Source organism: Collinsella sp. MSK.8.10, assembly GCF_019041915.1.
Classification (GTDB): domain Bacteria; phylum Actinomycetota; class Coriobacteriia; order Coriobacteriales; family Coriobacteriaceae; genus Collinsella.
Genome location: NZ_JAHPYF010000005.1, coordinates 59,493 through 74,445, shown reverse-complemented (window position 1 = coordinate 74,445; position 14,953 = coordinate 59,493). Strand labels below are relative to the sequence as shown.

Sequence of the window (14,953 nt, the reverse complement as noted above, 5' to 3'; positions counted from 1 at the left end):
ATGATTCCCGGATCGAACAAGGACCATCCGTCTTTTTTAAAGTCGTTCTCCTACGCCATGGAGGGCTTTGTCACCGCCGTTAAAACCGAACGTAATATCAAGGTCATGCTCGCGGCGGGCGTGTGTACCGTCATTGCCGGCTGCATCGTCGGCCTCGACATTGCCGAGTGGGCCACGGTTATCATCTGCTGTGGCCTGGTGATTCACGGCGAGCTGTGCAATACCGCCATGGAGGCGATCGTCGACCTGGCGACTCAGGAACTTCATCCGCTGGCGAAGCGCGCCAAGGATATCGCCGCCGCTTCCGTGTACGTTCTTTCCATCACCGCCGCAATCGTGGGCCTGCTGGTCTTTGCTCACGCGCTTGGCTTTATTTAGAAAGGGATTCCCATGTCCGACAATATGCAGCCTACCGATGAGGTTCTGGACGACGAGGTTCTGGATGAGGTCGTGGATGCCGATTCGCTTGACGAGGTAGAAGAATTCGACCCGTTTGAGGGCATGAGCGACGAGGAGCTTGACGCCCTATGTGACGAGGACGAGACGTCTCTGGGCTTTGGCGATGTGGAGCCCGGTTTCCGCAGCGGCTTTGTGGCCCTGGTCGGTCGTCCCAACGCCGGTAAGTCCACGCTGCTCAACGCCTGCTATGGCAAAAAGGTCGCCATCACCTCGCCGGTGGCCCAGACGACTCGCCGCCGCATGCGCGCCGTGGTTAACCGTCCCGGCTACCAGCTGGTCTTTGTCGATACCCCGGGTATCCATAAGCCCAAGGACGGTCTGGGCTCCGAGCTCAACAAAAGCGCCCTGTTCGAGCTCAATGACGTTGACGTCGTCGCGTTTTTGATTGATGCCGCCAAGCCCATCGGCAGGGGAGACGCCTGGGTTGCCGAGCGCGTCAGAGGCACCCGCTGCAAGAAGGTCCTGGTGCTCACCAAGGCCGACGAGGCCGACCCCGCACAGGTCATGGAGCAGCTCAAGGCAGCGCATGAGCTTATGGAATACGACGACGAGATCGTGACCTCGTCGGTGAAGAACTTCAACGTCGACGCCTTCATTGAGACCGTTGCGCAGTTTTTGCCCGAGGGTCCGCGTTGGTTCCCCGAAGATATGGGTACCGATGCTTCCGACGAGACGCTTGTCGCCGAGTTTGTGCGCGAGAAAGTCTTGCGCCGCACCCGTGACGAGATCCCGCACTCCGTGGGCGTGATCTGCGATGCGCTCGAGCAGACCAAGAAGGTGCTGCGCGTGCATGCCACCATTTACGTCGAGCGCGAGGGCCAAAAGGGCATCATCATCGGCAAGGGCGGCGAGATGATCAAACATATCGGTATCGACGCCCGTCGCGATCTTGAGCGTATCTTTGGCACGCAGGTCTTTTTGGAGCTGGACGTGAAGGTCAAGGCCGGCTGGCGCGACGATGAGGCCCAAATCCGCCGCTTTGGGTATAACGCCGAAGATTAACCTTTCGAACGCATATGGCAGGTTCTCGCACATATCGCACGAAAGTGCTCGTCCTCGACAAGACCAAGCTCAAGGAAACCGATTTGATCTTGACGATGCTTGACGAGCTAGGCCGCCAGGTGCGTGCCGTGGCAAAGGGCGCGCGCAAGCCTGGCGGTCGCTTGGCGGCGCGCTGCGAGCTGTTCTGCACGGTTGATATGCTGCTCGCGCACGGACGCTCGCTTGACATCGTGTCGCAGGCCGAGTTGTTGGAGGCTCCCCTTGGCGCCGCCCCCGATTACGAGGCGACCTGTGCGGCGAGCGCGATTGCCGAGGTCGCGCGTGTATGTTCGTTTGAGGATGCCGAGGATCCATTTACCTTTGCCATTTCCTCGCGCGCCTTAGAACTTGTGGGCGGCGGCCTCGATACGGCGCACATGGACCTCCTGGTAGCCGCCTTTGTCTTTAAACTGCTGTCGCATATCGGGTATCGACCCGATTTTTCTGCCTGTGTTTCGTGCGGCGACCCTATGCTGTCGTATTTTTCGTCTCAGGCGGGTGGCTTGCTATGCGGGTCGTGCGCGTCGAGCGTTCCGGGTGCCGAGCTTGTGTCGACCGGTGAGGTCGCCTGGTTACGAGCCCTTATGGGCATGACCTTCGACGAGCTTATGGATCAAAAGATCGACCCGCATACTGCGGCGTTTTTGCTCGGGCTTTCGCATGTCTGGGCGGCAACACATACCGATCAACGGCTCCGTGCGATGGAATTCATGTTGGGTCGGTGATGATGCGCAGGCGTAGGCTGCTTGTGGTAACATACCGACCTGTTGGTACCTCGACCTTGGTTGCTCGCTCCACCGGCGGCTTCCCAGTCCGAGGCGAATCGAGTCGCCCGCGGGCGACGTAAAACGAAAGGTGAAACAATGACTGTTTCCAAAGAGCGCAAGGCGGAGCTGACTGCCCAGTTCGGTAACACCCCGGTCGACACCGGTAACCCTAAGGTTCAGGTTGCCATCCTGTCCGAGCGCATCAAGGAGCTGACCGAGCACATGAAGTCCCACCAGAAGGACTTCCACACCCGTCGTGGCCTGCTCATGCTCGTCGGCCGTCGTCGTCGTCTTCTCTCCTACATCAAGAAGAGCGACATCGTCGAGTACCGTGAGCTCATCAAGGCTCTGGGCATCCGCGACAACATCCAGTAAGGATTTGTACATGCTAAGAGCGTCCTGCGCAGCGGGGCGCTCTTTTTGTGTAAGGGCGTGAACAATCACGCTCTGAAGCGTGGCGGGGGCAGGGGGCCCGCGTCACATGAGAAGCCCGCAGGCAAGGGGTCTGCGGGGTAAAGGAGAACAATGACACTCGTATCCAAGACCTTTGAGCTGTACGGCAAGACCTACACCTTTGAGTCGGGCGAGCTTGCCAAGCAGGCCACCGGCGCGTGCCTGGTCAAGCAGGGCGACACCACGATGCTCGACACCGTGGTCGTCTCCAAGGAGCGCAAGAACTACGACTTCTTCCCGCTGACCGTCGACTTCAACGAGAAGATGTACGCCGCCGGCCGCATCCCGGGTGGTTACCTCAAGCGCGAGGGCCGTCCCAGCGAGAAGGCCACGCTCACCGCGCGCATGATCGACCGTCCGATTCGCCCGAGCTTCCCGGACGGCTTCCGTAACGAGGTGCACATCGTCGCTACTTCACTCGTCGCTGACCAGGTCAACCCCTTCGACGTCATCAACGTCATGGGCGCCTCCTTGGCCATGACGCTCGGCGGCGTGCCCTTCGAGGGCCCGCTTGCCTGCGTGCGCATCGGCCGCAACGTGGAGACCGGCGAGTTTATCGTCAACCCCACCTATGAGGAGCGCGAGAACTCCGATCTGGACCTGGAGCTGGGCGGCTCTGCCGACTTCATCTCGATGGTCGAGGCCGGCGCCGAGGAGATCTCCGAGGACGACATGCTCGCCGCTATGAAGTTTGGCCAGGAGGCCCTTGCTGCCTTCTGTCAGGCTCAGGACGAGTTCGTCGCCGAGTGGGAGCAGGTCAACGGCGCCATCGTCAAGAAGGAGTACCCGCTCGACCAGCCCGTCGAGGAGGTCCAGGAGCGCATCTTCGCCCACTACGACGAGATGGCTGCCGCCCTTCGCGACGCCGACAAGCTCTCCCGTATCGGTAAGGTCGAGGCTCTGAAGGAGTCCATCCGCGCCGAGTTCACCGAGGAGGAGCAGGCCGCTTGGGAGCGCGAGATCCCCGTGGCGCTCAAAAAGCTCGAGAAGAAGGCCATGCGCACCATGGTCGTCGAGACCGGCGAGCGCGTCGACGGCCGTGCCGCCGACGAGATTCGTCCCATCATGGTGAAGGACAACTACCTGCCGCTCGTTCACGGCTCCGGTCTGTTCCAGCGTGGCCAGACCCAGGTGCTTTCCGTCCTGTCGCTCGGCATGCTCAACGAGGGCCAGCGTCTGGATACCATCGAGCCCACCGAGGGCAAGCGCTACATGCACCACTACAACTTCCCGCCGTTCTGCACCGGCGAGACCGGCCGCATGGGCAGCCCCAAGCGCCGCGAGATCGGCCATGGCAATCTGGCCGAGCGCGCTCTGCTTCCGGTGCTCCCCGACGAGAACGAGTTCCCCTACGCCATCCGCGTCGTCTCCGAGGTCATGGAGTCCAACGGCTCCTCTTCGATGGCTTCGACCTGCGGTTCTACGCTCGCCCTTATGGACGGCGGCGTGCCCATTAAGCGCCCGGTCTCCGGTATCGCCATGGGCCTGATCCAGGAGGAGGGCAAGACCGTGGTCCTGTCCGACATCCAGGGTCTCGAGGACTTCCTGGGCGACATGGACTTTAAGGTCACCGGCACCACCGAGGGCATCACCGCTCTGCAGATGGACAACAAGGCCACCGGCCTCACCTTTGACATCCTGGCCCGCGCTCTGCAGCAGGCCAAGGAGGGTCGCGCCTTCATCCTGCAGAAGATGCTCGATGTGATCCCCGAGCCGCGCCACACCACGCGCAGCACCGCTCCGCGCATCGTTTCCATCCAGGTTCCGACCGACAAAATCCGCGACGTCATCGGTTCCGGCGGTAAGGTCATCCGCGGTATCCAGGACGAGACCGGCGCCTCGGTCGACATCCAGGAGGACGGCACCGTCTTTGTTGGCGGCACCGGCGAGTCCGTCGACCAGGCCGTCGAGCGTATCAAGCTCATCATCAAGGTTCCCGAGCCGGGCGAGGAGTACACCGGTCGTGTGGTCTCCATCCAGCCCTTCGGCGCCTTCGTCAACCTGCTGCCCGGTAAGGACGGCCTGCTGCACATCTCCCGCGTCGCCAAGGGCCGCGTGGAGAAGGTCGAGGACGTCCTCAACGTGGGCGACGAGGTCAAGGTCGTCGTCATCGAGGTCGACGATCGCGGCAAGATCTCGCTCGATCGTCTTGATAAGCCCGAGGCCCCGGCTCGCGCCGAGGGTGCCTCCGAGGGCGACGGCGAGCACTTCCAGCGCCGTGAGCGTCCGCGTCGCGAGCGCTCCGAGCGCAGCGACCGTCCGCGCCGTCCCGGCGACAACGGAGGCCGCAAGCCCCGCCGTCACCACGACGCCGAGTAACAGCTACACATAAGCAGCTCAACAAGGGCGACTCCGGACAGGGGTCGCCCTTTTGCTATTCCCGGCGGGGTCCGCGGGCAAAGTTTCCTGCTCTACAGTCCTGCTCACGACGGAGGCCACATTAAGTGGCCTCCTGTTCGTGCGGAACTCGCGATAAACTTTACCCGCGGACCCCGCCGGGAATAGCAAAAGGGCTGGTTGGTGCGGGTTGCGATTTTGTCAGATAGTCTATTCAGTTTCTTTTTTTCTGAACCGTCGATACCTGCACTCTCGGCATATCCCCAGATAAAACCTACCAAAATAAACCTGTCCCTAATTGTCAGGTCTGGTCTCAGCGGGCCCTGCACGGGTTAAGTTTATCGCGAGTTCCGCACGCAAAGGAAAGCACTTAATGTGCTTTCCGTCTTGCGCAGGACTGTAGAGCAGGAAACTTAGCCCGTGCCGGGCCCGCTGAGACCAGACCGGCGGGATTGACCAGTTCAGATGGGGCTTTGATGCATGGGTGGTCTGTATTGGTACAAATGGGTATCATACTGAGGTTACTGCATCGACTCTGCGATGCATGTTTGTACGTTCCCGGCGGTCGGTTTGCCAGAAGCGCCCCGTCGGTTGTTCCAGACCCGTTTCGAAGAAAGGAAACAACACTCACCTATGGCAGCTAAAAAATCATCTCCCTTGAAGATCATCCCGCTCGGCGGCCTTGACGGCATCGGCAAGAATATGACGGTCTTCGAGTGCGGCGACGACATGGTGCTCGTCGACGCCGGCCTCATGTTCCCCGACGATTCCCAGCCCGGTATCGACCTGGTGCTTCCCGACTACACCTATGTCCTGGAGAACGAGGAGAAGCTCCGCGGCATCGTCGTCACCCACGGTCACGAGGACCACACCGGTTCGCTTCCGTACCTGCTGCAGGACCTCAACAACAAGGTGCCCATCTTCTCGAGCAAGCTGACGCTCGGTTTTATCGAGGGCAAGCTCTCCGAGTTCCGCATTCGTGCGCCCAAGTTCCGCGAGGTCAAGGGCGGCAGCCACGTCAATCTCGGTGGCATCTCGCTCGATTTCTTCTCCATGACGCACTCCATTCCGGGTGCTTTGGGCGTGTTTATTCGCACCAATCAGGGCACCGTTATGCACACGGGCGACTTTAAGCTCGACCAGACGCCCATCGACGGCGTCACGCCCGACTATGCCGCCATCAGCCGCTTTGCCAAGCAGGGCATCGACCTGCTGCTTTCCGACTCCACCAACGCCACGGTTCCCGGCTTTACTAAGTCCGAGGCCGAAGTTGGCCCCAACCTGTTGCACGCCATCAAAAACGCCCCGGGCCGCGTGTTCGTCGCTTCGTTCTCGAGCCACATCCATCGCCTGCAGCAGATCTGCGACGCCGCTCGCAAGTGCGGCCGCAAGGTCGTCGTGACTGGACGTTCCATGCTCACCAACACCCGCGTGGCGCGCGAGCTGGGCTACCTCAATATCGAAGATGCCGATATCATCGATGCCTTCGATATCGATAACCTGCCCGACGACAAGATCGTCGTCATGTGCACCGGTTCGCAAGGCGAGCCGCTGTCGGCCTTGTCCCGCATGGCCAACGGCGAGCACAAGACGCTTTCCATCCACGAGGGCGATACCGTCATTCTCTCGGCAACTCCTGTTCCCGGCAACGAGAAGGCCGTCCAGCAGGTCGTCAACAGCCTGGCCAAGCTTGGCTGCGACGTCTGGGATAAGTCCCGTGCCCTCGTCCACGTCTCGGGCCACGGCAGCCAGGAGGAGCTCAAGCTCCTGATGGCCATGGCCAAGCCCACCTACTTTATGCCGGTTCACGGCGAGGCCGTGCACCTGCGCGCCCATGCCCAGCTCGCCCGCAAGATGGGCCTTAAGGACGATCACATCTTTATCCTCGATAACGGTGATACGCTCGAGATGCGCGGCGGTATCGTCAAGCGCGGTGCGCCCGTCGAGTCCGGCGTCGTCTATGTCGACGGTCTGCGCATCGGCGACACCGATCCCATCGTCCTGCGCGATCGCCAAAAGCTTGCCAACGACGGCATGGTCACGGCCGTTGCCATCGTCTCGCTCAAGCACAAGAAGATCGAGGCTATCGAGTTCTCGGGCCGCGGTGTTTCGTTTGCCATCGACGATCAGTTCTCCGAGGATGCCTCCGCAGCCATCATGAAGACGATCGAGAAGGGCAAGTTTAGCTTTACCAGCAGCGGATCCGATGCTATTCGCAAGGCCGTGCGCGATTCGCTCTCCAACTTCATCTGGAGCCGTACGCGCACCCGTCCGATGATCATCCCGGTCGTCATGGAGGTTTAGTTTGGCGCGCGGATCTGCACAAAACGCCAAAGGCAACAAAGCCAACAACCAGCCGGCATCTGCTAAGGGTGCCGGTTCCCATCTGCGTGCCAATAAGGACCACGAGGCCGAGTTCGGTGAGTTCGAGCCCCTGGTCGAGCCTTCGGCCAATCGCGATATCGCCGGCGTGGTCATTGCCGTTTTGGCGATTGCATCCTTCATTGCCGTGATTTCCCCGGCAACGGCTCCCGTGACAGCTGCGGTTGCCGGTTTCTACCACCTTGGCTTTGGCCTGGGCGCCTACGTGCTGCCGATCGTCATCTTGCTGTTTGCCGCCACGCTCTTTTTGGGTGAGGACTCGCCGCTCAACATTCGCTCGGTCGCGGGTGGCGCCGTGGTCTTTGTGGCCATTGTCTCTATCCTGTCGCTGATGGTGCCGGGTACGAGCGATTCGTGCGATCTCATGTTTGCGCAGCAGAACCTTTCTGCCTCGGGCGGCTACATTGGTGCCTTTATCGCAAGTGCCTTGCAAAACGCCCTGGGTAAACCTATCGCTATGGTTGTCTTGCTGGGGCTTGTCGTCGTTGGTTTGGTCATTATCGGCTTTTCGGTGGGCGGCGTTTTGCGCTCCGCACGCGATCGCGCTGCCGATTTTGCCGAGCGCCATCGTGCCGATGTCAACGCGAGCCCGTGGGGCGACGAAGAGGCCCTGTCGGTTCCCGGCGTCGCCCGTCCGCACCTGAGCATTCTGCGTCAAAAGGGCTCCGATGCGGCCGTGACCACGGTCATGGGCAATGATGTGGACCCGGTTTTGGACGATGACGACGAGGATCCGTTTGTCGACGTGTCCGATGCCGTGGAGGCTGAGCGCGCTAAGACGACGCTGCTGCCGCGCCGTCATGCCAAGAAGAGCAAGGCCACACCCAAGTTGAATACAAGTGAGCCCGATCCGTCTTGGTCCGATAGCGAGATTGAGCTCACCGAGGGCGATGACGAGGACGACGAGGGTCTGATTGAGACCGCAAAGACAACTTTGCTGCCGCGTCGCCATGCAAAGCGCGACCAGGTAACCGGTCAGCTTTCGATGGAAGACGACCCCGATAAGATCGACGAGTCCGAGCCGCCGTTTGCCGTGAATCCTGTCTCGGCAGCACCTCAGATCCCCGACTTCTTGAAGCATCCCAAGGTTGCCGATGCGCCTGCCTTGAGTGCTGTCGAATCGGCTGCGGCTAGCGATGGGGGAGCGGACGGCGGCGCCGCAGATAACGAGGGCGAAGAAGAGGACGGCCTCAAACTTCCGCCACTTGAGATTCTGCATGCCAACCCGCAGTCGGCTTCCTCTGCGTCTTCTGACAAGGAGCTGGAACAGACTGCCGAGTCGCTTCAGTCCACCTTGCTGGAGTTTGGTCGTAGTGCCCGCGTGGTCGGCTGGATCGCCGGCCCCACGGTGACGACCTTTAAGCTGCAACCTGGCGAGGGCGAGCGCGTGAGCAAGATTTCGAGCCTCGAGGACGATATCGCGCTATCGCTTGCTGCCCAGTCCGTGCGTATCTTTGCCCCGATCCCCGGCACCTCGCTTGTGGGTATCGAGATCCCCAATCGCAAGCGCCAGAACGTCAACCTGGGCGACGTGCTTCCCTATGTGAAGGGCGGTCCGCTCGAGCTCGCCATCGGTCGAGATGCCGAGGGTACGCCGGTCGTCGCCGACCTTGCCAAGATGCCCCACCTGCTGATCGCCGGTACCACGGGTTCCGGTAAGTCGGTCATGATCAACTCCATCATCACGACCTTGCTCATGCGCGCCCTTCCCGAGGACGTTCGCCTGATCATGGTCGACCCCAAGCGCGTCGAGCTTGCGGGCTATAACGGTCTGCCGCATCTTTACGTGCCTGTAGTGACCGAGCCCAAGCAGGCCGCGAGCGCTCTGCAATGGGCCGTGTCCGAGATGGAGCGTCGCCTGAAGGTCTTCGAGCGTCTCAACGTGCGTAAGATCTCGACCTACAACGAAAAGCAGGCCGCCGGCGAGTTTGAGCATTACGATAACCCGCCGCAAAAGATGCCCTACCTGGTCATCATCATCGACGAGCTCTCGGACCTGATGATGGTCGCCGGTAAGGATGTCGAGGCCTCGATCGTGCGTATTGCTCAGCTGGGCCGTGCTGCCGGTATTCACCTCATCGTGGCTACGCAGCGTCCGAGCTCCAACGTTGTGACGGGCCTCATCAAGGCCAACATCACCAACCGCATCGCCTTTAACGTCGCCACGGGCATCGACTCGCGCGTCATCATCGACCAGATGGGTGCCGAAAAGCTCACCGGTTTGGGCGACATGCTGTTCTCTAAGGTCGACTGGGGCAAGCCCCGCCGTATCCAGGGCTGCTTTGTCTCGGATGATGAAATCAACGAGATCGTCGAGTTCGTCAAGTCGCAGAGCGAGCCCGACTACCACGAGGAGATCCTGTCTGCCGTGGCGCCCGCTTCCATGTCCATGGCGGGTGGCGGCGGCATTGTCCGTACCGGAGTCGCCGAGCCGCAAGACGATGATCCGCTCATTTGGGAAGCCGCCCATATTGTGGTGGAATCGCAGCTTGGCTCCACATCTGGCCTGCAGCGTCGTCTGAAGGTTGGCTATGCGCGTGCCGGGCGTATTATGGATATGCTGGAAGAAAAGGGTGTCGTCGGCCCGCCCGACGGTTCTAAGCCGCGCGAGGTCCTGTTGGACGAGGAGGGGCTTGCCGCGCTGGAGTCTGTCGATGCCGAGATGGCACGTGAAGATCGTGAGTTTGGAGGATTCTGATGGCTGCACGCTTTGGTGACATGCTGCTTGAGCAGCGTCGCCGAATGGGCCTTTCCATTCAGCAAGTCGCCAACACCATCAAAATCAGGCCGCAGATCATCGAGTTTTTCGAGACCGGTAACTTTGCTTCGATGCCGCCGCGCGGCTATGCGCAGGGCATGATTTCGAGTTATGCTCGCTTTTTGGGCCTCAATCCGCGCGAGGTCGTCAATGCCTACTTTGACGATCTGATGGCATACGAACGCGAGACGTCGCAGCAGGGCGGTCGTTTTCAGGACGCCGCCGGCTACGTTAATTCGCGTTCCTCGGTCGATAACGGGCGCTTCCTGATGGTTCAGGGCGGTCGTTCGACCCGCTATGGACAGCGTCCTCAGCAGGCCGGTTATATTACCGAGACGGGTTCGGGCGAGGAGATTCGCTCGCAGCGTGACCGGTTCCGCAGTACGCCGATGCCCGAGGACCGCGCACTCCCCGCTGCTCGCGGCGTGGCGCGTGACCCTCGTGCCGGCTACGGCGACGGCGGCTATTCCGATCGCGGTTACCGTGGTGTCTCCACCGGACGCTCTCGCGGTGGCTATGCGGATGCCGATACCACACAGGTGACGCCGCGTCTTCGCTCTCAATCGCAGCCGTATGGCCAGCGCTCTTCGGCTCCGCGTGCGGGACAGCGTGGCTATCAAGGCCGCGGTGAACTTGCGCCCCGCTCGGGTCAGCGCAGCCTTCAGGGCCAGGGTGGCTATCGTGGCCGTTCCGATAGCAATCGTGGTCGTATGCCTCAGGGAGGCGGCCGCAGCAGTTCCAGTCGTGGACGCGGCGGATCACGTACTCCTCAAAACAACGGGCTCGATCCGCGTATCGTCTACGCCGGCATCGGTGCCGTTGCGCTGCTGTTGATTGTGCTCATCGTGGTGCTTCTGCGCGGCTGCGCATCTTCGGCGCCCGAGACCACGCCCGAGACGCCCACTGCTACCAAGACGACGACCAAGAAGTCTTCTAAGAAGACCGAAACGGTCGACGAGGACGAAGACACCGATGAGGCGACGGATGAGTCGACTGACTCGGACGCTACCAAGACGACGGCCAAGAAGGAAGAGAACGAGGTCACGAAGGTCAAAGTCTCCGTTGCCAAGGGAAAGACCGCGTGGATTGAGGTCAAGGTCGACGGCAAGTCGGTCTATGGCGCCCAAGCGACTGGCCCCTTTGAGCAGGAGTACACGCCCGAGTCCTCGATCGAGATCACCACGTCCAAGCCTTCCGATGTCACCGTTACCAAGAACGGTGAAAAGGTCCGTTACGACACCAAGACCTCGGGCGTGGCGCGTGTGACGATCACCGTTCCCAAGAAGGAGACGACTGATTCCGAGAATGGTGAAAGTTCTGATGGTACCGACACCACCGATGGTGCCGATACCACCGACGTTACCGATGCCCAGTCCGCGGATGGCGCCGATACCGCAACTGACGGTCAGACGCCCACCGATTCTACCGACTATTCGTACGATAGCTACTAAGCCGCTCGTACGCGAAAGGAAACATCATGGCTAAAGATTCCAGCTTCGACGTCGTGTCCGAGGTCAACATGCAAGAGGTCGACAACGCCTTTCAGCAGACCACGCGCGAGATTTCCCAGCGCTATGACCTTAAGGATTCCGGCGCCACGATCGAGCTTTCGAAGGGCGACAAGCTCTTTACGATCAACGCCCCGGCCGACTTTGTCTCCAAGCAGATTATCGACGTGCTGAGCTCCAAGCTCATCAAGCGCGGCATCGACCTCAAGGCCGTGTCCTGGGATGCTCCGCAGGCGGCATCGGGCGGCACCGTGCGCGTGCTCGGCCATATCGTCGAGGGTATCGACCAGGCGACCGCCAAGAATATCAATAAGGACATCAAGGATCAAAAGCTCAAGGTCAAGGTGACCATCGAGGCCGATAAGCTGCGTGTTTCCTCTGCTTCGAAGGACGCGTTGCAGACCGTGATCCAGTTCCTGCGCGACCAGGACTACGGCCAGCCGCTACAGTTCACCAACTACCGCTAATATCATTCGAAAGGACCGCTCTCCAACATGGATACACCGTTGGGCTCTGTGCTCTACATCACCCTCGGGTGCGCTAAGAACGAGGTTGACACCGACCGCATGCGTTCTCTTTTGACCGCCGCAGGCTACGAGGAGGCATTCGACCCGCAGGATGCCGATATTGCCATCGTCAATACATGCTCGTTCCTCGCCTCCGCAACGTCCGAGAGCATCGAGACCACGCTCGAGCTCGCCAACGAGGTTCAGGACGGCGTTCGTTCTTGCCCCATCGTCATGTGCGGCTGTGTGCCGTCGCGCTATGGCGACGACCTGCCTGATGAGCTGCCCGAGGTCGCTGCCTTTGTGAAGGCCGACGAGGAGGACGGCATCGTGGCGGTCATCGATGGCGTGCTGGGTGTCGAGCGTGAAATCGCTGCCTATATTCCGCAAGTCAAGCGCACTGTCGAGGGCGCCGTTGCTTACGTCAAGATTTCCGATGGCTGCAACCGCTTCTGCAGCTTCTGCATGATTCCCTACATCCGCGGCCGCTATCACTCGCGTAATGCCGAGAGCATTATCTCCGAGGTGCGCGACCTGGTTGCCGGCGGTGTGCGCGAGATCGTGCTGATCGGCCAGGACACGGGCATCTGGGGTACCGACTTTGCTGACGAGGATGTCTCCGAGGGCTCGCCGCGCAATCTGGCGCAGCTGCTGCGTGCCGTCGCCGAGGCCGTGCGCCCGCACAACGTCTGGGTCCGCGTGCTCTACCTGCAGCCCGAGGGCATGACCGATGAGCTCATCGAGACGATTCGCGATACGCCCGAGGTGCTGCCCTATATCGATATTCCCGTGCAGCACTGCGACGCGCGCATCCTCAAGGCCATGCGTCGCTCCGGTTCGCGCCAGGAGCTCGAGGATCTGTTCCGCGATCTGCGTGAGCGTATCCCCGGCATCGTGATCCGTTCCACGGCCATGGTCGGCTTCCCGACCGAGACCGACGACGAGTTCCGCGACCTCATCGACTTTATGGACACCGTCGGCTTCGACTACACGAGTGTCTTTGCCTACTCGCGTGAGGAGGGCAGCCTGGCCGCCAAGATGGAGGGTCAGGTCGATGAGGAGGTTAAGCTCGAGCGCGCCCAGGAGGCCATGGACCTGGCCGAATCGCTCGGTTTTGCTGCAACTGCCGCGCATGTGGGCGAGCGCGCCCAGGTGATCGTCGACGGTATCGAAGAAACCGAGGACGGCGCCGAGCTGATCGGCCATGCCTGGTTCCAGGCGCCCGATTCCGATGGCGCGGTGCACTTGGATGCCAGCGAGGCATCTGTGGGCGATATTCTGACTGTCGAGTTTACCGATAGCTTCTGCTATGAGCTTATCGGCCATGTTGTGGAGTAGGAGAGCATCGTGGCAAACGAGAGCAATAAGGAACTGACGAGTGTTTGGACGCCCGCCAACATCGTGACGTGCGTTCGCATCGTTTTTATCCCGGTGTTCATGATCGTGTCGGCGCTTTCTCACACGAGTGTTGCCGGTACGGATTGGAGCACCTTCGACGGCCCGCTCGCCGCCGCTGCCTTCATTCTGTATGTGATCCTGTCGTGCACCGATAAGGTCGACGGTTATCTGGCGCGTTCGCGCAACGAGATCACCGACTTCGGTAAATTCTTGGACCCCATCGCCGATAAGCTGCTCGTGTTTTCGGCCCTGCTGCTGTTCTTGGATTTTGGCGCGGTGACCGTGTGGTCCGTGTTCATTATCCTGTTCCGTGAGCTTCTGGTGAGCGCCCTTCGCATGGTCGCGAGTGCGGCCGGTGTGGTCGTTGCGGCCGATAAGCTCGGCAAGTACAAGACGGCGACCACGATGGTCTCCATCTGCGGTTACCTGTGCGTTTTTGCTATGGCCGGCTTGCACCTTGGCCCGGTGGCGCTGACGCTCGGCATCTACTCGGTGTCGCGCTTCCTGTATGCCGTTGCCGTTGTCTTGACCGTTATCTCGGGCGCCCAGTACTTCTGGAACTGCCGCAAGATCGTCTTTTCGGTCTAGGTCCTGGTGGGTATGACGGACTCTTTTGAGCAGATTTCCGCACATAACGAGGAGCTGGCGCGCGATATCGTCGAGCGCGCGAGCGCTCGGGGTGTGACGGTTTCGACGGCTGAGTCGCTGACGGCGGGTATGATCGCCTCGACGATTGCGGATATCCCGGGCGCCTCGGCGGTGCTGCGTGGCGGTGCGGTGACCTACTGCGATGAGATTAAGCATCGCGTGCTGGGTGTTGAGCAGGAGACGCTCGACCGCTACACCGCGGTGTCGCATCAGACCGCGCGCGAGATGGCGTCGGGTTCGCTGGAGCTGTACCAGAGCGATATTGCAGTGAGCGCAACGGGTTATGCCGGCCCCGGCGGTGGTACTGAGGACGATCCTGCTGGCACTTTCTATATTGGCTGGGCACATCGTTCCGCCGATGGGGGAGTGCCGGTCGTGGACTCTGTGCGCTGCCACTATGAGGGCGACCGTTCGTGTGTTCGTGCCCATGCGGTCACGGAGGCATTGGGTCGCATTGTCTGCGTGCTCGATTCTATGGAATAGACGTGTTTTAAGGGGCCTCCGGGCCCCTTAATTGTGGAGATGGGGACCTCAGAAGAATTTAGCGTTTGTGCTGTTCATAGGTGTATTTTTGCCTGCCTTGTTCTTATTTGGCCCTTTATGGTCAAGCATTTGGTCAGTGTTTGGTCGGCTTTTGGTTGGGTTTTGGAAAGGTCGGCTGCATATGATTTATCTGAACGGTTGACCACGAACAGC

Annotated in this window: 12 protein-coding genes; all 12 read left to right on the top strand. The window is 60.7% G+C overall.

The genetic code is table 11. From position 1 onward, the window contains the following. The gene (locus KTF55_RS06660) at positions 1–378 is read left to right on the top strand and encodes a diacylglycerol kinase family protein (RefSeq protein ID WP_118289032.1); all 378 of its coding nucleotides are present in this window, start codon (positions 1–3) and stop codon (positions 376–378) included. Positions 379–390: 12 nt separating this feature from the next. Then, positions 391–1,461, top strand: coding sequence for a GTPase Era (gene era / locus KTF55_RS06655; RefSeq protein WP_217108132.1), 1,071 nt, complete (start codon positions 391–393; stop codon positions 1,459–1,461). A 14-nt stretch (positions 1,462–1,475) separates the two neighbouring features. Next, complete coding sequence (gene recO, locus KTF55_RS06650) at positions 1,476–2,225, top strand: DNA repair protein RecO (protein ID WP_217108131.1); 750 nt, start codon at positions 1,476–1,478, stop codon at positions 2,223–2,225. Between the two features lie 138 nt (positions 2,226–2,363). Beyond that, positions 2,364–2,642, top strand: a complete 279-nt coding sequence (rpsO, locus tag KTF55_RS06645; protein ID WP_217108130.1) for a 30S ribosomal protein S15 — start codon at positions 2,364–2,366, stop codon at positions 2,640–2,642. A gap of 150 nt (positions 2,643–2,792) precedes the next feature. Then, the gene (locus KTF55_RS06640; RefSeq protein ID WP_117639884.1) at positions 2,793–5,039 is read left to right on the top strand and encodes a polyribonucleotide nucleotidyltransferase; all 2,247 of its coding nucleotides are present in this window, start codon (positions 2,793–2,795) and stop codon (positions 5,037–5,039) included. A 651-nt stretch (positions 5,040–5,690) separates the two neighbouring features. Next, positions 5,691–7,361, top strand: a complete 1,671-nt coding sequence (locus tag KTF55_RS06635; protein WP_217108129.1) for a ribonuclease J — start codon at positions 5,691–5,693, stop codon at positions 7,359–7,361. Position 7,362: 1 nt separating this feature from the next. Further along, a complete protein-coding gene (locus tag KTF55_RS06630) occupies positions 7,363–10,137 on the top strand; it encodes a DNA translocase FtsK (RefSeq protein ID WP_226790615.1) in 2,775 nt (924 codons plus the stop codon). After that, the gene (locus KTF55_RS06625) at positions 10,137–11,648 is read left to right on the top strand and encodes a helix-turn-helix transcriptional regulator (RefSeq protein ID WP_217108128.1); all 1,512 of its coding nucleotides are present in this window, start codon (positions 10,137–10,139) and stop codon (positions 11,646–11,648) included. Before KTF55_RS06630 ends, KTF55_RS06625 begins: the two co-directional genes overlap by 1 nt. Positions 11,649–11,674: 26 nt before the next feature. After that, the gene (locus tag KTF55_RS06620) at positions 11,675–12,172 is read left to right on the top strand and encodes a YajQ family cyclic di-GMP-binding protein (RefSeq protein WP_217108127.1); all 498 of its coding nucleotides are present in this window, start codon (positions 11,675–11,677) and stop codon (positions 12,170–12,172) included. Between the two features lie 27 nt (positions 12,173–12,199). Further along, on the top strand, positions 12,200–13,549 hold the full coding sequence (gene rimO / locus KTF55_RS06615) for a 30S ribosomal protein S12 methylthiotransferase RimO (protein WP_217108126.1): 1,350 nt from the start codon (positions 12,200–12,202) through the stop codon (positions 13,547–13,549). Positions 13,550–13,648: 99 nt separating this feature from the next. Next, positions 13,649–14,197 (top strand): CDP-diacylglycerol--glycerol-3-phosphate 3-phosphatidyltransferase, encoded by a 549-nt coding sequence (gene pgsA, locus KTF55_RS06610; RefSeq protein WP_006235973.1) that lies wholly within the window; start codon positions 13,649–13,651, stop codon positions 14,195–14,197. A gap of 12 nt (positions 14,198–14,209) precedes the next feature. Further along, complete coding sequence (locus KTF55_RS06605) at positions 14,210–14,740, top strand: CinA family protein (RefSeq protein WP_217108125.1); 531 nt, start codon at positions 14,210–14,212, stop codon at positions 14,738–14,740. Positions 14,741–14,953: the final 213 nt, after the last annotated feature.

What these genes read in the sequence shown, in the direction of transcription:
- KTF55_RS06620 (WP_217108127.1), top strand. Translation starts at nt 11,675, where the DNA reads ATGGCTAAAGATTCCAGCTTCGACGTCGTGTCCGAGGTCAACATGCAA.
- KTF55_RS06660 (WP_118289032.1), top strand. Translation starts at nt 1, where the DNA reads ATGATTCCCGGATCGAACAAGGACCATCCGTCTTTTTTAAAGTCGTTC.
- rimO (WP_217108126.1), top strand. Translation starts at nt 12,200, where the DNA reads ATGGATACACCGTTGGGCTCTGTGCTCTACATCACCCTCGGGTGCGCT.
- rpsO (WP_217108130.1), top strand. Translation starts at nt 2,364, where the DNA reads ATGACTGTTTCCAAAGAGCGCAAGGCGGAGCTGACTGCCCAGTTCGGT.
- era (WP_217108132.1), top strand. Translation starts at nt 391, where the DNA reads ATGTCCGACAATATGCAGCCTACCGATGAGGTTCTGGACGACGAGGTT.
- KTF55_RS06640 (WP_117639884.1), top strand. Translation starts at nt 2,793, where the DNA reads ATGACACTCGTATCCAAGACCTTTGAGCTGTACGGCAAGACCTACACC.
- KTF55_RS06625 (WP_217108128.1), top strand. Translation starts at nt 10,137, where the DNA reads ATGGCTGCACGCTTTGGTGACATGCTGCTTGAGCAGCGTCGCCGAATG.
- pgsA (WP_006235973.1), top strand. Translation starts at nt 13,649, where the DNA reads ATGATCGTGTCGGCGCTTTCTCACACGAGTGTTGCCGGTACGGATTGG.
- recO (WP_217108131.1), top strand. Translation starts at nt 1,476, where the DNA reads ATGGCAGGTTCTCGCACATATCGCACGAAAGTGCTCGTCCTCGACAAG.
- KTF55_RS06635 (WP_217108129.1), top strand. Translation starts at nt 5,691, where the DNA reads ATGGCAGCTAAAAAATCATCTCCCTTGAAGATCATCCCGCTCGGCGGC.
- KTF55_RS06605 (WP_217108125.1), top strand. Translation starts at nt 14,210, where the DNA reads ATGACGGACTCTTTTGAGCAGATTTCCGCACATAACGAGGAGCTGGCG.